The 18,869-nt window shown below is 44.2% G+C and carries 14 protein-coding genes; 7 read left to right on the forward strand and 7 right to left on the reverse strand.

Features of this window, described 5'->3' with window-relative positions; all coding sequences use genetic code 11:
* Positions 1-350 precede the first annotated feature (350 nt).
* Together AC1DXF_RS15955 and AC1DXF_RS15960 are read right to left on the reverse strand one after the other, a co-directional pair.
* Positions 351-1,604 (reverse strand): peroxiredoxin family protein, encoded by a 1,254-nt coding sequence (locus tag AC1DXF_RS15955; protein ID WP_477449718.1) that lies wholly within the window; start codon positions 1,602-1,604, stop codon positions 351-353.
* Positions 1,605-1,662: 58 nt separating this feature from the next.
* Complete coding sequence (locus tag AC1DXF_RS15960; RefSeq protein WP_477449719.1) at positions 1,663-2,802, reverse strand: acyl-CoA dehydrogenase; 1,140 nt, start codon at positions 2,800-2,802, stop codon at positions 1,663-1,665.
* A gap of 280 nt (positions 2,803-3,082) precedes the next feature.
* On the opposite strand from AC1DXF_RS15960, the gene AC1DXF_RS15965 reads away from it, so the two are divergent.
* The 3 genes from AC1DXF_RS15965 to hemH all read left to right on the forward strand — a co-directional run bounded on the left by AC1DXF_RS15965 (position 3,083) and on the right by hemH (position 5,920).
* Positions 3,083-3,934, forward strand: coding sequence for a 4-hydroxy-3-methylbut-2-enyl diphosphate reductase (locus AC1DXF_RS15965; RefSeq protein WP_477449720.1), 852 nt, complete (start codon positions 3,083-3,085; stop codon positions 3,932-3,934).
* A gap of 30 nt (positions 3,935-3,964) precedes the next feature.
* Entirely contained in the window at positions 3,965-4,666 is a 702-nt protein-coding gene (locus AC1DXF_RS15970; protein ID WP_477449721.1) for a fatty acid desaturase, read from the forward strand.
* Between the two features lie 222 nt (positions 4,667-4,888).
* Entirely contained in the window at positions 4,889-5,920 is a 1,032-nt protein-coding gene (gene hemH / locus AC1DXF_RS15975) for a ferrochelatase (protein WP_477449722.1), read from the forward strand.
* Positions 5,921-5,938: 18 nt separating this feature from the next.
* Here the strand turns inward: hemH and AC1DXF_RS15980 are convergent, their stop codons facing one another.
* On the reverse strand, positions 5,939-7,636 hold the full coding sequence (locus AC1DXF_RS15980) for a tetratricopeptide repeat-containing sensor histidine kinase (RefSeq protein ID WP_477449723.1): 1,698 nt from the start codon (positions 7,634-7,636) through the stop codon (positions 5,939-5,941).
* Between the two features lie 119 nt (positions 7,637-7,755).
* On the reverse strand, positions 7,756-7,971 hold the full coding sequence (locus AC1DXF_RS15985; protein WP_477449724.1) for a hypothetical protein: 216 nt from the start codon (positions 7,969-7,971) through the stop codon (positions 7,756-7,758).
* A 408-nt stretch (positions 7,972-8,379) separates the two neighbouring features.
* On the opposite strand from AC1DXF_RS15985, the gene AC1DXF_RS15990 reads away from it, so the two are divergent.
* The 3 genes from AC1DXF_RS15990 to cfa all read left to right on the forward strand — a co-directional run bounded on the left by AC1DXF_RS15990 (position 8,380) and on the right by cfa (position 11,497).
* Entirely contained in the window at positions 8,380-9,120 is a 741-nt protein-coding gene (locus AC1DXF_RS15990) for a hypothetical protein (protein ID WP_477449725.1), read from the forward strand.
* Positions 9,121-9,155: 35 nt separating this feature from the next.
* Positions 9,156-9,944: a hypothetical protein gene (locus AC1DXF_RS15995; RefSeq protein WP_477449726.1), complete on the forward strand. Its 789-nt coding sequence runs from the start codon at positions 9,156-9,158 to the stop codon at positions 9,942-9,944.
* A gap of 437 nt (positions 9,945-10,381) precedes the next feature.
* Positions 10,382-11,497 carry a cyclopropane fatty acyl phospholipid synthase gene (cfa, locus tag AC1DXF_RS16000; RefSeq protein ID WP_477449727.1) on the forward strand — a complete coding sequence of 372 codons (1,116 nt, stop codon included), beginning with the start codon at positions 10,382-10,384 and terminating at the stop codon, positions 11,495-11,497.
* 121 nt (positions 11,498-11,618) lie between these two features.
* On the opposite strand, the gene AC1DXF_RS16005 is transcribed toward cfa, so the two are convergent.
* Together AC1DXF_RS16005 and AC1DXF_RS16010 are read right to left on the reverse strand one after the other, a co-directional pair.
* Positions 11,619-13,397: a cellulase family glycosylhydrolase gene (locus tag AC1DXF_RS16005; RefSeq protein ID WP_477449728.1), complete on the reverse strand. Its 1,779-nt coding sequence runs from the start codon at positions 13,395-13,397 to the stop codon at positions 11,619-11,621.
* 118 nt (positions 13,398-13,515) lie between these two features.
* The gene (locus AC1DXF_RS16010) at positions 13,516-14,928 is read right to left on the reverse strand and encodes a glycoside hydrolase family 30 protein (protein WP_477449729.1); all 1,413 of its coding nucleotides are present in this window, start codon (positions 14,926-14,928) and stop codon (positions 13,516-13,518) included.
* A gap of 398 nt (positions 14,929-15,326) precedes the next feature.
* On the opposite strand from AC1DXF_RS16010, the gene AC1DXF_RS16015 reads away from it, so the two are divergent.
* On the forward strand, positions 15,327-15,698 hold the full coding sequence (locus tag AC1DXF_RS16015) for a response regulator (RefSeq protein WP_477449730.1): 372 nt from the start codon (positions 15,327-15,329) through the stop codon (positions 15,696-15,698).
* 77 nt (positions 15,699-15,775) lie between these two features.
* Here the strand turns inward: AC1DXF_RS16015 and AC1DXF_RS16020 are convergent, their stop codons facing one another.
* Positions 15,776-18,706 carry an outer membrane beta-barrel protein gene (locus AC1DXF_RS16020; protein WP_477449731.1) on the reverse strand — a complete coding sequence of 977 codons (2,931 nt, stop codon included), beginning with the start codon at positions 18,704-18,706 and terminating at the stop codon, positions 15,776-15,778.
* Between the last annotated feature and the right edge of the window lie 163 nt (positions 18,707-18,869).

Genomic DNA, 18,869 nt, shown 5'->3' on the forward strand with positions numbered 1-18,869 from the left:
TTCATGACCAGGATAAATAAAAAGGCCTCCTTGTGAGAGACCCTTTATCCTTGGTTCAGCAGATCATATTGCTGGCAGGTTGCTCCTCAGCAGCGCCTGTTTCCTCTTTTGATCTGCATATGAAAATAAAAAAACTTGGCCATGCTTTGGTTTTTTTATTAGAAAAATATAACTTTATGTAATCTATTATCGCTTTTCAAGAGTAATTGCCTTACTTGCTGACAAATTTCATCATAGGAGATCCTTCGTAACTCAGGATGACAGTCTTATATTTTAACATGTCATTTCCCCTTCAGAATTTCCCGAAATTTTACAACTCAGCATGACAGTTTTTTTGCCCTATTTTGCAGCTACTTACCCTTTACAAGTTCCGGGGCCTCCGCCAGCAAATCGTCAGTCAACTTCTCAAATTCGCTGATAAACTCTTTATAATACTCTCCTGTGCCAGGGCCGCTGAAACCGGTATGGATTTTACGCACATCGCCGGCTTTATCAATGATAATGGTTGTAGGGAAACCCACTACTTTTGATAACATGGGGAGGCTTTTGGTTGTTTCGACTTTATCACTGGTATAGCCGGTTATCAATAGCTCGTAAGGAACATTAAACCGGTTTTTTACCTGTAACAATGCTTTTTGCGACTTGGCAAAATCGTTGCTGCGCTCATAGGCCAAACCTACAACCTCTACGCCTTTAGGCTGGTATTTTTTGTAGTAGTTAACCATGTAAGCGGTCTCATCCATACAGTTGGGGCACCATGAGCCTAATATCTGTACAATAACCACCTTGTTTTTATACCGGTTGTCCCGTAGGGAAACTGTTTTGCCTTCCAGGTTCTTAAAAGCGAAATCTATTTTTTTAAAGCCTGGCTTCAGGGCGGTTAACGAGTAGGCATCGGGCAGTTTTACATTAGCATCCTTTACAGCGGCCCAGGTTTGCATACCCGAGTAGCCTGCGTAAAACTTGCCCCCTGTAAGGGTTTTATCATCCTTAATGGTAGCCGTAAATGTATAGGCATGGCCACCATCAAAGCAGGACAGGAATAGTTTATCACCGGCCACAATACCTTCCAGGTAGCGGTAATCGCCGGTGGTGGTTAAAAACGTGCCGGTTAGTTTGGCGCCAACCTGTTTAAATTCACCTACGGTAGTATCGGCCCCTTCACCCTCGCCAATAATAGCCGACCAGCGGCCGCCTATATTATAAGCCGGTTTATCGGGTGTTTTCAAAAAACGCCAGGTAGTATTTGCCGTTGCGGCAAACGGCGTTAACACATCCTGGTTCGCCAGGTGCTTTATCCAGTTGCCGGTTAACTTATCGCCATCCAGCTTTAGTTTAAATTCCGAATTAAAGAGCGGCATGTGTATAAAAACAGAATCGCCCACTGTAGCAACATCGGTAACCTTAAATCTTTCGGCGCCGTTAATAATAGCCAATTGTTGTTTACCGGCCGTATCCTTAACATCAAAATTGAACGGAATTTCGTTTCCAGACTTGGTTATTAGCGCTCCGCGCCATATACCCGTTTTAAGTTTGGTTTGTGCCTGTGCTGCCTGTATAAGCAAGGCGAATGATAAAGTTGCTATGATGGTTTTTAATTTCATATCGCAATAAAAATGTCTACTAAATTAATAGACTATCAAAAGTATAAAATTTAGGCAATTATTTCAATATCTCGCGCGAAATGACAATCCGCTGAATTTCTGATGTGCCTTCGTAAATCTGGGTTATCTTGGCATCGCGCATCATGCGCTCCACATGGTACTCTTTTACAAAGCCATAACCGCCATGAATTTGGACAGCCTCAACGGTGGTACGCATGGCCACATCCGATGCAAAAAGTTTAGCCATTGAACTGGCCTGCGCGTACGGGTGGTTATGGTCTTTTAACCACGCGGCCCTCAGGCAAAGCAGGCGGGCCGCTTCAATTTCGGTAGCCATATCGGCAAGTTTAAATTGAATATCCTGTAAATCGGCAAGCGGTTTACCAAAGGCCTTGCGCTGTTTTGAATATTGTAAAGCAAGTTCATAAGCACCAGAGGCTATTCCCAGTGCCTGCGCGGCTATCCCTATACGCCCTCCCTCCAATAATTTCATGGCAAATTTAAACCCGAAACCCTCGTCGCCAATGCGATTTTCCTTAGGTACTTTAACATCATCGAACATAATAGAATGGGTATCTGAACCGCGCACGCCCATTTTATTTTCTTTGGGGCCAATAGTAAAGCCCTCCATGCCTTTTTCAACAATAAGGGCGTTAATACCGTTATGGCGTTCGGCTACATTAGTTTGTGCCATTACCAGGTACGTTGAGGCAGTACTGCCGTTAGTTATCCAGTTTTTGGTGCCATTAAGCAGATAGTGGTCGCCCATATCAATGGCGGTGGTTTGCTGCGATGTTGCATCGGAGCCAGCCTCAGGCTCCGATAAGCAAAACGCGCCTATCTTTTCGCCTTTGGCCAAAGGGACCAAATATTTTTCTTTCTGAAATTCGTTGCCAAATTTTTCGAGCCCGTTGCAAACCAACGAGTTGTTTACCGAAAGGATTACTGCTGTAGAAGCGTCAATTTTCGAGATCTCTTCCATCGCCAGTACGTATGATACAGCATCCATACCGCCCCCGCCATATTGCGGGGCAACCATCATTCCTAGAAAACCAAGCTCGCCCAGCTTTTTAATTTGCTCAGCCGGGAATTGCTGATGTTCATCGCGCTCAATAACGCCGGGTTTTAATTCGGTTTGGGCAAAATCACGGGCAGCCTGCTTAATCATCAGTTGCTCTTCTGTAAATTCAAATAGCATAGTACGATAAAAAGCTAAATATAGCAATTACAACGCATGAACAATTTAATTGTACACCATTTGACCACCGGGCAACCGCCTGGCTACCAACATTTGTTTGAGGCACCGTAACCAAATGCAATTATAACCTGATAGCTCAAAAACCCGAAACCATACATAGCCAAGGCCATGGGCATTGACCTGATTCTGCTCATCGTCAAAAATATAATCCTGTCAATCAAACCTAATCTTTAAATTCCGGTTAAATAATCAACAAAATCAATGGTATATTTGCAACACCATGGGAGCATATAACTTAAAGGTTACTATTGATCAGGATTCGGGCTTTTGCTTTGGGGTGGTTTATGCCATTGATATGGCCGAAGAGATACTGGCCGAAGATGGCTACCTGTACTGCCTGGGCGACATTGTGCATAACGACGAGGAAGTTGAACGCCTGAAAGCCCAGGGCCTGCGCATTATTGAGCACGCCGAACTGAAAAACCTTCGTAACGAGAAAGTACTTATCCGCGCCCACGGTGAAGCCCCGGATACTTACCGCACCGCTTTAGAGAACAACATAACCCTGATAGATGCATCGTGCCCGGTAGTATTAAAGCTACAAAACCGTATCAAAACATCATATGATTCGAATGAGAAGATCCTGATCTTCGGTAAGCACGGTCATGCCGAGGTGGTGGGCCTGCAGGGGCAAACTAACGATGAAGCCCTGGTTTTCCAGGATATTGCCGAGCTGGATCATATGGAGCTGCCGCAAAATATTACGTTGTACAGCCAGACCACTAAAAGCATGGAAAAGTTTTACCATGTAAAGGATGAGTTAATAGCCCGCGGATATAACCTTAAAGCTAATGATACCATTTGCCGCCAGGTATCAAACCGGGATAAGGATTTGCCTAAATTTGCTACCCGTTTTGATAAGATTGTATTTGTATCGGGCAAAAAATCATCAAACGGGAAGGTGTTGTTTGAGGTTTGCCGCAAGTATAACCCCAATACCTATTTCATTTCGTCGACCGACGAATTGGATCCATCCATGTTTTCGCCAAATGATACGGTGGGCATTGCCGGTGCTACATCAACCCCAATGTGGCTGATGCAGCAAGTAAAAGAAGCTATTGAAAGTATTTAACAGCATGCTTTTTGCTGTTGTATAATCCGCATGCAAAAAAGCCCCTCCAATATCGGTTTACTGGTTGCCCTGGTGGTAATAGGTTGCTGGGTAATTTCCATTATTTTATTAATGCAATGGCATTTTAGTTTTACCAATCCGCTGGTTTACCTCCTGGTTCTGGTACAAATGCATTTATATACCGGTTTGTTTATCACTGCACATGATGCCATGCACGGCATCATATCGCCCCACCGGGGTATCAATAACTTTGTTGGTTACCTGTGCACTTTTTTATATGCGTCATTCTGGTATCCGCAGCTATACACTAAACACCATTTACACCACAGCCATGTTCATACAGATCACGACCCGGATTACCACAACGGCGGTTTCTGGAGCTGGTATGTAAGGTTTATCCGCAACTATCTTTCTATATGGCAAATTGTTGTAATGGCTATATTGTTCAACGTATTAAAAATCTGGATACCCCAGCAAAACCTGCTGTTGTTTTGGGTAGCGCCATCGTTACTTAGCACTTTACAGTTATTCTACTTTGGCACTTACCAGCCCCATAAAGGCGAACATGATAATATATATTTTGCCCGAAGCCAAAAGAAAAACCACGTACTGGCATTTTTTAGCTGCTACTTTTTTGGCTATCATTATGAGCACCACCATTCGCCGGGAACGCCGTGGTGGATGATGTGGCGAAGCCCGGAGAAGGGTCAAGAGTCAAGAATCAAGAGTTAAGACAGCTGCACTTGTATGTTGGCAATAGCTGTCGGCCTTGCGTTAAGCCTTCAGGTGTCTTGACCCTTGCTTTTTAACTCTAAATCCCTTTTTTCGCTTCGCCGCCAAACCGCAGCTGTCTTAACTCTTGATTCTTAATTCTTGACTCTTAATCCTTTTGTAATTTATTCACTCCATACTCCATTGCCGGGCCAAAAATTCTTAATTTCGCAAACTGAAATTATGGGCAAAAAAGGCGTTTTATTAGTCAACTTAGGTACACCAAACAGCGCGTCGACAGCCGATGTGCGTACCTACCTCAACGAGTTTTTGATGGATCCACGGGTTATTGATATTAACCCGGTGCTGCGTACCCTGCTGGTACGCGGGATAATTGTTCCGTTCCGTGCACCAAAATCGGCCAAGTTATACCGGGCTATCTGGAGCGACACTACCGGGTCGCCGCTGATGCATTACAGTATTTTACAACAGGAAGCTTTAAAACAGCGCCTTGGCGATGAGTATGTGGTCGAGCTGGCTATGCGCTACCAAAACCCAACTATCGAATCGGCTTTGAACAGGCTGAAGGATGCGTTGGTTGATGATATACAGGTGATAGCCCTTTTTCCGCAATATGCATCGGCCAGTACCGGCTCTGTTTATGATAAGGTGATGGAGTTGCTGATGCAATGGCCAACCAAACCTACCATATCGTTTGTGAACTCGTTTCATGATAACGAGCTGATGATTGCCACCTTTGCCGAAAATGGCGCTAAATACGACCCCGAAAAGTTTGATCATGTGCTTTTTAGCTTTCATGGCCTGCCGCAAAGGCAGTTGATAAAAGCCGACCATACCCACAAGCACTGCCTAAAGGTTGATAAATGCTGCGAAACAATTACCGATGCCAATAAATTTTGTTACTCGGCGCAATCGTACAATACAACTAAACTTATTGCCAAAAAATTAAATATCCCCAAAGAAAAATATACCGTCTGCTTTCAATCGCGCCTGGGCAACGACCCATGGGTACAGCCATACACCAGCGAAATTGTGGCTAATTTGGCCAAAGCGGGCAAAAAAAGCCTGCTTGTATTTTGCCCTGCTTTTGTGGCCGACTGCCTGGAAACCGTTTATGAAGTGACTACCGAGTACGGCGACGAATTTAAAGCCCTTGGCGGCGAACGCGTACAACTGGTTGAAAGCCTGAACGATTCGCCAACCTGGATTTCGGCATTGGAAAAAATGGTTAGGGATAACCATATATCGGCGTAAACACCGTCCGAGCAAATTCTATAATGGTTTACTTGTAACCGGTACATATACTGATACCAGCGTACCTCTGCCTGCCTGTGAATCCAGTTCGACTTTGCCCTTTAAAAAATTAATCCGCGACCGCAGGTTGTTCAGCCCCATCCCACCCTGGGTTTCGGGGTTAGCAGCATCAAAGCCCAGGCCGTTGTCTTCAATAGTAAGACTGATATTTGCCTCGTCTCTTATCAACGAAATATCAAGCCGGCTTGCATTGGCGTGTTTCATTACGTTGTTCACACTTTCCTGCAAAACGCGGTACAAGATAATTTCGATAGTATCATCAAACGGGGCGTCAAAGCCTTTGCTGTAAAAATTTATGGCGATGGTATTGCTTTCAATATTTTCGATAAACTGTTTAATCACCTGCGCAAGGCCCGTTTTATGAAGCGCCCAGGGCATCATGTTGTGCGATATAGTACGCACTTCCCTAAAGCCATAATCAACCAGGTTTATAGCTTTTTCAAATCGCTTTCGCTGGTCATCGTTTACAAAAGGCAGTTCGCCCCCAATAACCGTCAGGTTAATTTTTGCCGCCGACATGGTTTGGCTTACGCTATCGTGCAAATCCTGCGCAATTCGCCTGCGCTCACTTTCTTCGGTTTCAATAATAGCCTGCATAGCCGCGTTGCGTTGCTTTAACTGCGCCTGCTTATAAAAAACAAAAACTATCAAAAGCATCAGCAATACAAAAACAACAATGCCTATCATCCAGTAATTGCGTTTGGTTATTTCAAACTGCTGTTTCAGCAACTGATCTTCGCGTTGCGTTATCTCGTACCTGGTTTGCAGTTCATCAATAGTTTTTGAATTTTTGGTACTACTTAATGTGGCATGCTTTTTTAAATAGATAAGCGATTGCTTGTAATCGCCCATCTGCCCATACAAATCGGCTATCTCATTAACAGCGCTGTTTTGCATGTCGGTATAATTTATCTGCGTGGCGTATTGCAAACAATTTTGCAAAGCATCCAATGCCTGCGGATACATCCTTTTACTTTTATATAATTGCCCCAGGTTAAAATAATTAATAGTAAGCGCCAGTGTATCGTTTAATGCTTTTTTAGTTTCTATTACCTTTAAAATATCCTGCGGCTGGCTGTTTTTTTGTTTCATGCTGCCCATAACATCCCCCATAAAATTATGACTATAGGCTTCAGAGGTGTTTTCTTTTGCTTTTTTTACGAAATCCAGCGAGTCGGCGATGTCAAAAGATTGCCTGTAATAATTTAGAGCCTCCCGGTAATTTTGACTGGCCTCATAAAGCTGGCCAAGCCGGCTCAGGGTAAACATCAGCGTTTGGCGTGTGCCTGTTTTGGGTGCCAGATCTGCCGCCACGTTGTAAAGGTTAATGGCCTTGTCATAATTTTTTTGTTTGACATACACCTGTGCCAGCCGGGTATAATCATCGGCCAAAATATCCTGCCGGTTTATGGAGCCGAGCACCTCCGCCGCTTTATCGTAATAATGAGCCGTGGAATCATAGCTGCCTTTTAAATAATAAATTGCGCCTATGCTTCTCAGCATTAAGCCGGTTGCGTTTTTATTATGAAGGTTAATGGCAAGGTTTAGGCCTATCCTGGCAGCAGGCAACATTTCATCTGTGTTTTTTTCGGTCAGGTAGCCCACGGTTTTTTGGGCAGCGGCTAAGCGTGTTTGGGTTGGTAATTTACCAATCACTATTTTTTTTAAGCTATCAATATTCTGACCGGAACACGGAAGGATAATTGAAAGAAACAAAAGCAAAAACAAGTATTTCATATCCCGGGTGTATGGCCCCAGTTAAAGATAGCAATTTATCAGCTTTGAAAAAAAAACTCCGATTGTATAACAATTATTAATAATGCTGACAGTATGGCTAAGACCGAAAACAATGTTTGCCTTTGCTTAGCGCACTGGATATCGGGAATTTTACCGGTGCCTTGTAACCTGTTGAATTTTAGTTTGTAAACGCGCGATAACACCACAAAAACAACCGGGGTACAATAAGCTAAATATTCTAAAATGGTTGTCATGTCTTTTAATTTTAGGTAAAACAAATTGGTTTATTGCATCGCATCAATAAAGCTTGCACCCACTGGCAATATTTATTGAGCTTTGCATACCACAATTTTATGGAGTATTAAAAAGGCACACAATACAAAGCAATTGGTATTTTTTGAGGGGCCGATAAAGTGTAGATTTACAAATAATTAGTACAATAAAAAGGAAAGCGGAAAGGGCCGCCTGACGGGCGCAATACCGGAAGCATTTGTTAATGCTGATTTGAGTACTAATAAATTAAAAAACGCTAACTTTATTATGGATTGTTCCGCAGGGCGCAAACCAATAAAACGCTAACAACTAACATTATATAATTCAGCAAAGCATAATCAATCATTTTATAACAAGCTAACAGCTTTTATAAAAAAGATAGTCATTTAATGGAAACATACCAGGTCAAAAAAACAAAAAAAATCAAAGTTCGTGGCAAATTACTGCGGGTATTGGTTTTTACTATTATAGCTGTCGCCTGCGGTTTAAACCAGGCGATTGCCCAAAACAGGAACAACCAATCCGATTGGAATGTGCCGCCACCTGTGCCACCACCCCTGCATCCCGGCACCCAGGTAAAAGGAGGTACTAATGGCAAACCTTCGTTGGATAAACCTGTTGCGCTCAGCCTGAGCGATATTCCGCCCGTTTCGTTGCCGCCCGCGCCTCCTGTACAAATTCCGGTTTTGGCCGCTATTTCAACAACGTCGCCGGTGGTGAATACGCCCAATCAGCCAACGATATTGGGTATCGGTACCAACCTGCCCGAAATTCCTTTGCCTGGCGCACCCGAAACCCCGGCATTACCAAAACAATCACCCCGTGATTTACCGGTTACATCCATTCCCGAACTGCCCATACCCGCATCGCCCGAATTGCCCGCTTTACCTGCCGAGCCCGTGCCTTCAGGCCCGCCAGCACCTGCAAACTTATCAATGCCGGCTATGCCTGAGGTACTTAGTCCGGTTACCCCTAAGCTGCCGGCAAACAGCGGCGGATTGGAACCCTGGCCCAGCCCGGTAATTCCGGAAAATGCCAATTTTAGGCTGATTACAACGGCCGTAAAAGAAAGCAGGACAGGTAGCGTTAAAGGCGCAAAAAAAGTTAAATCTAAATCAGTTAAAAAATAAAACAGGCTGGCTTAGCAACAGGCCAGATAGCAATCATGGTATATTTAAAACATATATTAATTATAACACTAACATTTATTGGCGGTGTTACCTGTGCGCAGATTAGATTTAAAGCGGGCGATGAATTTCAAAGGCAGGTGATCACCAAATCAAATTGTGTTTTACAACGGGGCGGCCAAACGCTGCATGTTGGCTCAGTTTCAAATATTGTTAAAACTTACAAAGTAACAGATGCAACTGAAAAGGGCGCAACTTTCACCATCAGTACCGATAAGCTGATAGATACCGTAAATGCCATGGACCAGAACCTGGTATACAACTCGGCTAAACCAGGCGATCCGAATTCCATCATACACGCCGGCTTGCAAAAAATGGTAAATACCCGGCCAGTAGTTTCAACAAATCATAAAGGCGAAATATTGGGTTTAAAACGCCCGGTATCTATAGATGATACGCTATTGTCGTTCACCGGCATTCAACCGGAGCGCTTATCGCCTGGTAGTACGCTGCATTTTATGGTTGATTTCCCTGTAAACCCGACAATAAAAAAAGGTTATTCATGGACAGATGCCACCTCATCGGCTCAAACCACTTATACTATTTATGCCATAACCGGCCGCACTACAACCATAACCTACAAAACATCTGTTTTAGGCGGCAATTTAAATAGCCGCATTAACGGATCAATATTGATAGATAACCTCACCGGGATTATTTTAAAACGCTATTCACAAAGCGTTTCTACCGGGTACGAAATGGTAAACGGCGTTGTTTATACCGCTACCCGCAGAACGGCCATTACTGAGGTGAGTGTTAAAAAATAAAAGCGTTAGGCGCTGGGATAATGACAATATTGAAGCGAAAGGCTTAAGTTTCAGTGTGAAATGGATTTGGCCGAAGGTGTTTTGTACCGGCAGCAGAGTCCGCATAGCGGACGGATCATCTATTAGCCACGGTTTTAACCCGTGGACAAGGCGCTATTTCCTATTCATAGTTCCGTAGGAACGGCCCATTTATCGTTATATGTGCCGGACCTACAGTTCTCCTTTTTTCTTCGCCGGGATGCAAGGGATTGAAACCCATTATTAAACAATTACATATCATCAATAACGTTTCCGGGCCAACTCTCCTTTTTTAACGGTAACGGCTTTGTTTATCTAAAAAGCAGTGAAACCGATTTCTTTGAAACCATACGGGCAACCTTGTGTTAGTGGGAGAAAAAATATATCTTCACCCCAAAACAGCTTAAAAACACTACCGAATGGGTTCGTCTAAAGAAATTTTTGAGAAGATGTTTGCCGGGGGCGGGATCAAAATAAACGGTGATAATCCCTGGGACATTCAGGTACATAACGAGGGTACGTATGATCGTTTACTTGGCGGCGGCAGCATTGGGTTTGGTGAAGCTTATATGGACGGTTGGTGGGATGCTGAAGCATTGGACGAGTTTTTTTTCAGGATGTTATACTACCGGGTAGATAAACTGATCCCCCGTAATTTAACCACCATAAAGTACGCTCTTAAAGCCAAGTACCTGAACATGCAAACCAAGGCACGTTCAAAAGAGGTGGTACGTAAGCACTACAATATAGGCAACGATATTTACCAAACCATATTAGACAAGCGGATGCTTTACTCCTGTGGCTACTGGAAAACAGCCCAAACGTTAGATGAATCGCAGGAAGATAAGCTGGATTTGATTTGCCGTAAACTGAAACTGGAGCCGGGCATGCGCCTGCTGGATATGGGTTGTGGCTGGGGCGGCTTATCGCAATTTGCCGCCGAAAGATACGGGGTGACGGTTGTAGGTATTACCATATCTGAAGAGCAGGCCGTTATAGCCCGCGAGGTAACCAAAGGCCTGCCGGTCGAGATCAAAATACAGGATTACCGCGATTTTAATGACAAGTTTGACCGCATAGCCTGCGTAGCCATGATGGAGCACATTGGATACCGCAATTACCGCACACTGATGGAAATGGTAGCCCGTAACCTTGACGACGAAGGCATTTTTCTGCTACATACCATCGGCGGCAATTATTCAACCAAGGTTACCGACCCATGGATTGATAAATACATTTTCCCCAACGGCATGCTGCCATCAGCTGCACAAATTACCACGGCGGCCATGGGGCTGTTTATATTGGAAGACTGGCACAACTTCGGCTTTTACTACGACCGCACTTGTATGGAATGGATGAAGAAACTGGAAAATGCCAAAGAACAATTTGTTAAAGATCATGACATGTCGTTTTACCGCATGTGGGAGTTTTACCTGAGCGCGAGCGCGGCATCCTTCAGGGCCCGTAAAAATCACCTCTGGCAAATAGTATACAGGAAGCCGCTGAGTTTGGGATTGTATGAGGCCGTGAGGTAAGCGCGCTGTTTTATAAATAGTTACCCTGTTTTGCTGCGTGCGATTGCGAGTACCTGCCAGCTTGGGCCGGATCCCCACAATGGCTTAGGGTATTTCTTCGCGTTGTTAATTCTCAAGGGACCTATTTCTGCTTATCAAACTTCATCCAATGCAGGTTAAACCCGCCCATATCGGCATAAACCCTAACCTTATTAGCGCCTGCCTTTAAGTGGATATTTTTCAGTTCAATAACCTGCCATTTTTTAAAGCCGCCTGTGCCTGGCACGTTGATAGCTTGAGTGGCCCCGTTAACATTTAGGGTTATTTTACCATCATCGGCGGCGGCCGCTACTTTAAGCTTTACGGTGTAGATACTCGGGGTAGTAACCTTTAGAGTGTATTGCAGCCATTCGCCTTTTTCAATATCGGTTACATAATAGCTGTTGTACGCGGCAGAATCTTTAGCGATATCTACCCCGTCGTTCCGGTACAGGTGGCCATTATTGCCTTTGCCGTATTTACCGGTTGATACGTGGTAGTCGGCGGTATCGGTATCAAAGTATGCGTAACCGTTGCGGCCCAGGTCATAATCTACGGCGTTAATAATGGTGCCGTTGGTAACCTTATTGGCCTTAAACGGTTTTGTTGCTGTGGTATGGGGCTGCCGGAAAATGGCGTCTAACACATCATGGTGAATAATGGCATTTTCCAGTTTGGCGTAAGTGGCCATTTCTAAAGTACCGCTATATACATTGCTTTCTTTGGGCTTGTTCCGGCCGGTATTCAGGTAATTCGTAACATCGTCATAATTCAGGTTAGATGGTATTTCGATAGGGTTATTGTTACCCATCTTCTTCAACGGCCAAAGTGCCCAGCCAATATTATTTTTCTCTAACAGCCCAATGGCTTCGGTTAGCCACACGTTGGAGTTTTCGCCGGTTTCGCCCAGCCATACGGGCATGTTGTACTGGTCGCGGGTTTTTACAACATGCTCTACCGATTTTTGGTCGTTGTAGTTCCAATATTTGTGAAAGCTTAATACCATGTTTTTATCCCAGCCCGGCAGGATGCCGTTATAGTTGTTGCCCCAGCCATTGCCTTCAATAATAATAATGTGCTTTTTATCAACCTGGCGTATGGCCGTGGTAATATCAACCATCAGTTTTCTTAGCGGAGCGTTGGTTTTTTCCTTTAGGCCGTTTTTGTCATTCGCCGGGTCATCAAAACCAAAGTTGGGTTCGTTAATAATATCGTAACCGGCTATGTTGGGTTCGTTTTTATACCTGTCGGCCAGTTTACGCCAAAGGGCAATCATTTTTTGTTTGTTAGCTTCGCTATCCCACAACGATGGGTTATCGGTATTTCTGTCGGATATATTCAGGTCGTTACCCTGTCCGCCGGGTGCGGCATGCAAATCAAGTATAAGGTACATATGGTTGGCTTTACACCAGGCCAGCAGATCGTCGGTCATTTTAAATCCCTCGTTTATCCAGGTATTTTTCCCGGCAACAGGTTCTTTTTCGATGGACAGGGTATACAGGTTATAATGCATGGGCAACCTAACCGAGTTAAAGCCCCAGCGGCGCATCGAATCCACATCAATTTTGCGGGTATTGTTGGCCAGCCAGGCATCGTAAAACTCCTTGGTTTCTGCCGCCCCCATCAGTTCCTCCAGCCGCTCGCGGATGCGGTACTGGCGGCTATCTTTGGTTACATGCAGCATGTAACCCTCCTGCAGCATCCAACCGCCAAGGCCCATGCCACGCAGCAAAACATTTTTGCCCTTTTCGTCTACTATCTTTTTACCATCGGCCTTTAAAAAGCCCTGTTGCGCCTGGCTTTGTACCGATATAAAAGAGGCTGCGGCCAATGCCAACAGTCCCTTAAAAGAAAATATGTTTTTAACAGATTTGATCATCATGTTATTAGCTATTATTATAACGTTTATTATTTATGAGAGTCAGGAATCAAGAAAAAAAAGTAACAGCCTTTTGCGCTTCTCTTGATTCTTGACTCTTAATTCTTGGTTCTAATCTCACCTACCAGGTATAAGTACCAACAGATCCTTTATCCAAATGAGCGGCAAGCGTTTTGCCGGCGTAGCTGATATTAAAATCCAGCGCAGCATCGCCGGTATTGGCTACAATTAAAACCTTTTTGCCATCGGGGGTTTTAAAAGCCACATTTGGTAATTTATCCAGGTTGTTTGATGCAATGCGCACCGACCCCGGCCTTACAAATTTTGATGCATGGGCAATGGTGTAATAAGCCACATTTTTCTTCACCTCGTTTTTGTTGATAGTAACCGCACCCTGGCATGATGGGCAACCGCCCCTGTCGGTATAAGGCTTATAATCCTGGTCGGCAGCCAGGTTCCATTCCAGTACGTTGCGGCTCCAGTTGCGGGTTGCGCCAATAATCAGGTGCTTTAACGGCCACCTCATATCAATGGTCGATTCGTTTTCGGGTTCAACCACCATCTGTTCGGTAAAGTAAACGTTCTTTTCGGGGTGGGCGTTATGAACAGTGCTTAGGGCGCTGATATCGCCGCCATATAAGTGAAAACCCGAGCCATCAATATATTTGGCTGCTGCCTTGTCGTTTAATATCGAGATCGGGTAGTCGGGCCGGTCGCAGTTATGATCGTACAAAATAATTTTTGTTCTGATACCCGCTGCTTTAAAGGCAGGGCCTAAGTTGTTTTTGATAAAAGCGCCTTCATCCGGCGCTACCAATAACAGACTGGGATTATTGCCCGGGTGCAGTGGTTCGTTTTGTACGGTAATGGCATCTATGTTTATACCCTGCGCTTTCATCCCTTGTATATATTTTACCAGGTATTTAGCGTAGGTTCCCCAATATTCGGGCTTTAGCCTGCCACCGCGGGTATCGTTGTTGGTTTTCATCCATGCAGGCGGCGACCATGGCGAGCCTAATATTTTGATGGCCGGGTTAATAGCCAGAATTTGTTTCATCACCGGTATTACGTCCTGCTTATCGGGGCCAAGGTCAAAGTGTTTCAATGTGGGGTCGGTTTGGCCGGCGGGCATATCATCGTACGAGAAAACCTTTTCATTTAAATCCGAGGCGCCTATGCTCAACCGCAAATAGCTCACGCCAATGTTGTTATCATTAACCGCAAACAGGTTTTTTAACAGCGCGGCCCGGCTATCAGCACTCATGCGGATGATGTGCATGGCGCTGCCGCCGGTAAGGGCAAAGCCAAAACCATCAATGGGCTGATAGGTTTGCTTATCATCTACCGTAATGGTAATATCATTAGGTTTGCCGCTAGCCTTAAACTCCAGCAGTTCTTTTTGTTTAGCAAACAATGCCGACCTATCGGCTTTGGTAAGCCAAAGGCTGGCCGTTGTTGTTTTTTGGGCTGATGCTATGGTAACAATACCCATCAGCACTACCGCCGATAAAAACGAAATGACATGTTTATTCATCAAACAAATATTTAACGGGTTATACATAATCCAAAACAGGTTTTGAAAAGGCCGGAAGGCAATTGGTTGAGTAAATTTATTATTGTTTTCGGGATATAAACGTATAAATTGTTACGTAACCAACAATTTACGTGTATTTGGTACACAAAGACGCGCATAACATAGATGCCCAACTAAAAAAGGCGGGGCTATGTCACATCAACGTTTACGCTTTAGTCGAAAGCCTTCAGCTCTGAGCCAAAAAGCAAATTAACCTTTGGCCTAAGACTTAGGTATTGTTGATTCACATAGCTTTTTTAAAATGGGCATTAACTTGAACGGAAATTCGTTTTTTAATTAGAACCTTAAATTATTTGCTTTTATTAAAAATAAGCTTTATTTTCACTTGCACTATCCGCATGAGAGACCCTAATAAAAAGATCATCATTTTTGATGATGACGAAGACATCCTTTCTATATGTAGTTATATTTTGGAAGAGCAAGGCTGGGAAGTTTTTACTTTTACCGATTGCAATAACATAACAGAAAAAGTATCCCGTGTTTTACCGGATGTTATACTGATGGATAACTGGATTCCTGATGCCGGCGGCATCATTGCTACACAAACGTTAAAAAGGTCGGACGAATTAAAAAACATCCCTGTAATTTACTTTTCGGCCAATAGTGATATCCAAATACTGGCCAGCAATGCCGGCGCCGAAACATACCTTGCCAAACCGTTTGACCTGGAAGAGCTGGAGCGGGTTATCAGCAAGGTGCTGATAAGCTAAAAAATATTAAATCTTTATTACACCGGATATAAAAAGGCCCCATCTGTTTAGGATAGGGCCTTTTAAGTTTATGCATTTTATTGCGGGCCGCCCGGGCCACCACCACCACCGCCTGGCCCTCCGCCGTCGCCGCGGCCGCCACGTTCGCCGCGGGGTCTGTCGCCCCTGATATCCTGGGTTGGCGCTTTACCGGCAAATTTTTGCAGGCGCAGCGTAAAGGTAAGCAGGTAATAACGCGCAAGCCTGTTTACGCTTGATTGGGTAGTTGAACTGGCTGTTATGGTTGACGAATAACCGGTGTTTTGGTTAAATAAATCAAAAGCCGATAGCCGCAGCGTAGCCACCTTGTTTTTCAGGAACCGGCGCTCAACATACACGTTTAAAATATTAGGGTTGGTAATCTTAATTTTCGAAGTATAACCATAGTTGGTTGCTTTGGTATAATCATAGCTAAAAACCCAGTCGCCAAAATAATTTTTCCCGTTAAGGCCTATGTTCCAGGTCCTGATATTGGTCAAGCCATTGTTAGTCGTGTCTTGTACCGAGTTTTTTGTACGGTTGATAGCATAGTTGGTCAAAATTTGTGCATCAACGATATTCGGCAAGTCGATCCTAAAACGGATTTCGGGCGTAAATACCAGGTTTTTAGCAATGTTTTTTTCTTGTGCGGCGGCTATCTGATCAGGCGTGGCTGCCAACGGGTCAAGGCCGTCCAAACTGGTTAAATAACCTATGTTATTATTATACTGTGCGGTACCATTAAGCGTAACGGAATATTTGCGCTCGGCCCATGGTTTGGAGTAAGTAACCCGGCCGGTAAAATTATAAAAGCCATCGGCATTCAGGTATTGGGTAAATATCCTGTTTGAGGTGTTTGATGTAATGGTATTGGTTACAACCTGGTTTTGAATGTTCTGGTATGTAAAGTTGGCGAAAAACACGTTGCCCGTTGCAAAACTGAAATTATTGTACCTGATGGATATATTATTGGTAAACGCAGGCTTCAGGTTGGGATTACCTTCAACCGGGTAGGTGGCGTTTGAGTAATCAATAACCGGCTGCAATTGCGAAAAGCTTGGCGCGGCGTTTGAGCCGTTATAATTCACGCTGAATGCCTTGCTGCGCGAATAGTTATAAATAAAACGAGCGGTAGGAATAATATTAAAGGTTGATTTATGTGTAGGATCGGCCTTGGGCGATTCGCCGTCAAGCACAGATGGTTGTACACCTAAACCTAATGTATAGTTGTATTTGCTTTCAATAAAGCGATAGTTAAGGCCAACCTTGTTGGTGGTAAAAGTATAATTAAACTGGTTGCTTGACAAATCATACCTGTTATAGATACCGTCTGTGCTCAGCGTATCTGTTTCCTTGTTATTAACAGTCGCCGAATGATTAAAAGCATAATTAAGCTCAAGATACGAACGCTTGCCCAGCGGCTCAAGATATGAAAGGTTTACACCAACGCTGTTGGTACGGCTGTAAGTATCGGACACCTGGTTATCGGGCGCCCTTGGTTCTTTGGCGGTGTAAACAGTATAATTATATATTGGGTTTTGGTATGATGTGGTGGGCGCCGAGCTTGCCGATGCAAAGATGCTTAGGTTGCGGCGATGCGGAAAGCGATGGTTGTACAACGCTGTAATGCCATAGTTGGGTGCGTGCGAATAGCCATTGGTGGTTGAAGTATACGCCGATGCGAGAGCTCCACTCTTGGTAAGGTTAACGCTATCCGATTCGGCGGTATTTGTACTGCCGTATGTGAACGTTGGCGTTATTTTTAAGTAATTAACCGTATCTGGTTTATATTCCATGTTCCAGTTAAAACGATGGTTTATATTTTGATCTTTTTCGATACTTAACTGGTGCTGCTCGCTCGAATTGCCCGCCGAAGTATTTTGCTGCAAAATATTGTTTTTGGTACTTGTAGTATTATCAGCAAAGCTATAGCTTCCATATACCGCCAGGTTTTTACCCCATTGATCCCGAAAGTTTACACCGATGGATTTCGCATCGGTGATACCGTTTTGAGCGGTGATCAGGCTTCCGCCGCCGCCAAAACCACGCCCTGCGTTGCCCCGGCCGCCGCCGCCGCCAAAACCACCTCCTCCGCCACCGCCCGTGGTGCCGAATGAGAAGGTATTAACATTGGTATTATTGATGCTTCCCTGCACCGCAATTTGCTGGTCGCCGTGGAAATTAAAAATATTTAACGATCCCAGGTACCGGTTTTTATTGGGTACACCTTCGTCCTGCGGCAAGGCATCGCGGCCACCGCCGGCAGTGGCTTGCGCAGTGTAGCCATAGTTTTTATCTTTCCGGATGGTAATGTTCATCACTTTGGTAGGGTCGCCGGTTTTAATGCCGGTAAGGTTGGCCTGGTCGCCATAGTCATCAATCATTTGTATATTCTCGATGATATCTGCCGGCAGGTTTTTGGTAGCGCTCTGCACATCGCCGCCCATATAATCCTTCCCGTTTATCCGCACCTTGGTAACCTGTTTTCCCTGGGTGGTAATATTGCCATTTACATCCACATCTACACCCGGAAGCTTTTTTATCAAATCTTCGGTAGGCGCATTTGCCCGCACTTTATAAGCGGAGGCATTGTATATTACTGTATCTTCTTTAAGGGTAATAGGGTTGGCCGCCCCCACTATGTTTACCTGGCCAAGTAAATTTGTTTCGGCTTTTAACAATATCAGGCCCAAATCTACAGGCTTGGTATTATCCTCAAGGGAAAAGTGTTTTTTTATTGCTGTAAATCCAATTGACGATATCGTAAGCGTTATTTTACTGCCTTTAACACCAGGAAACCTGAATTTACCATTAGCATCGGCAATGGTTAATGTACTATCGCCGCCATCGCTTACCAGTTTTACACTGCTTCCGGGTAAACTTAGCTTAGTGGTATCGGCAATGACGCCGCTTATATCGCGGGCGGTTTGCGCACGTGCACCAAGAGAGGTAAATAAAAAAATACTTAAAATTAAAATTAGGGGTTTCATGATATATGTTCAGCTACAAGTGTTTTCATTTGTGTTAAAGACACAATTAAAGTGCAAATGTTCAACATATAAAAGGCATATTGAATAATAAACATATAATTGTTACACTTACCAGCGCTAATAGCCTATCAATCATATTATTGTTACATAGGTAAAGACAAAA

This window comes from Mucilaginibacter sp. P2_A5, from assembly GCF_056404995.1.

Bases quoted from the DNA above. Each gene is read 5' to 3' on its own strand.
- AC1DXF_RS15955 (WP_477449718.1), bottom strand. From the start codon at position 1,604: ATGAAATTAAAAACCATCATAGCAACTTTATCATTCGCCTTGCTTATA.
- AC1DXF_RS15960 (WP_477449719.1), bottom strand. From the start codon at position 2,802: ATGCTATTTGAATTTACAGAAGAGCAACTGATGATTAAGCAGGCTGCC.
- AC1DXF_RS15965 (WP_477449720.1), top strand. From the start codon at position 3,083: ATGGGAGCATATAACTTAAAGGTTACTATTGATCAGGATTCGGGCTTT.
- AC1DXF_RS15970 (WP_477449721.1), top strand. From the start codon at position 3,965: ATGCAAAAAAGCCCCTCCAATATCGGTTTACTGGTTGCCCTGGTGGTA.
- hemH (WP_477449722.1), top strand. From the start codon at position 4,889: ATGGGCAAAAAAGGCGTTTTATTAGTCAACTTAGGTACACCAAACAGC.
- AC1DXF_RS15985 (WP_477449724.1), bottom strand. From the start codon at position 7,971: ATGACAACCATTTTAGAATATTTAGCTTATTGTACCCCGGTTGTTTTT.
- AC1DXF_RS15990 (WP_477449725.1), top strand. From the start codon at position 8,380: ATGGAAACATACCAGGTCAAAAAAACAAAAAAAATCAAAGTTCGTGGC.
- AC1DXF_RS15995 (WP_477449726.1), top strand. From the start codon at position 9,156: ATGGTATATTTAAAACATATATTAATTATAACACTAACATTTATTGGC.
- cfa (WP_477449727.1), top strand. From the start codon at position 10,382: ATGGGTTCGTCTAAAGAAATTTTTGAGAAGATGTTTGCCGGGGGCGGG.
- AC1DXF_RS16005 (WP_477449728.1), bottom strand. From the start codon at position 13,397: ATGATGATCAAATCTGTTAAAAACATATTTTCTTTTAAGGGACTGTTG.
- AC1DXF_RS16010 (WP_477449729.1), bottom strand. From the start codon at position 14,928: ATGAATAAACATGTCATTTCGTTTTTATCGGCGGTAGTGCTGATGGGT.
- AC1DXF_RS16015 (WP_477449730.1), top strand. From the start codon at position 15,327: ATGAGAGACCCTAATAAAAAGATCATCATTTTTGATGATGACGAAGAC.
- AC1DXF_RS16020 (WP_477449731.1), bottom strand. From the start codon at position 18,706: ATGAAACCCCTAATTTTAATTTTAAGTATTTTTTTATTTACCTCTCTT.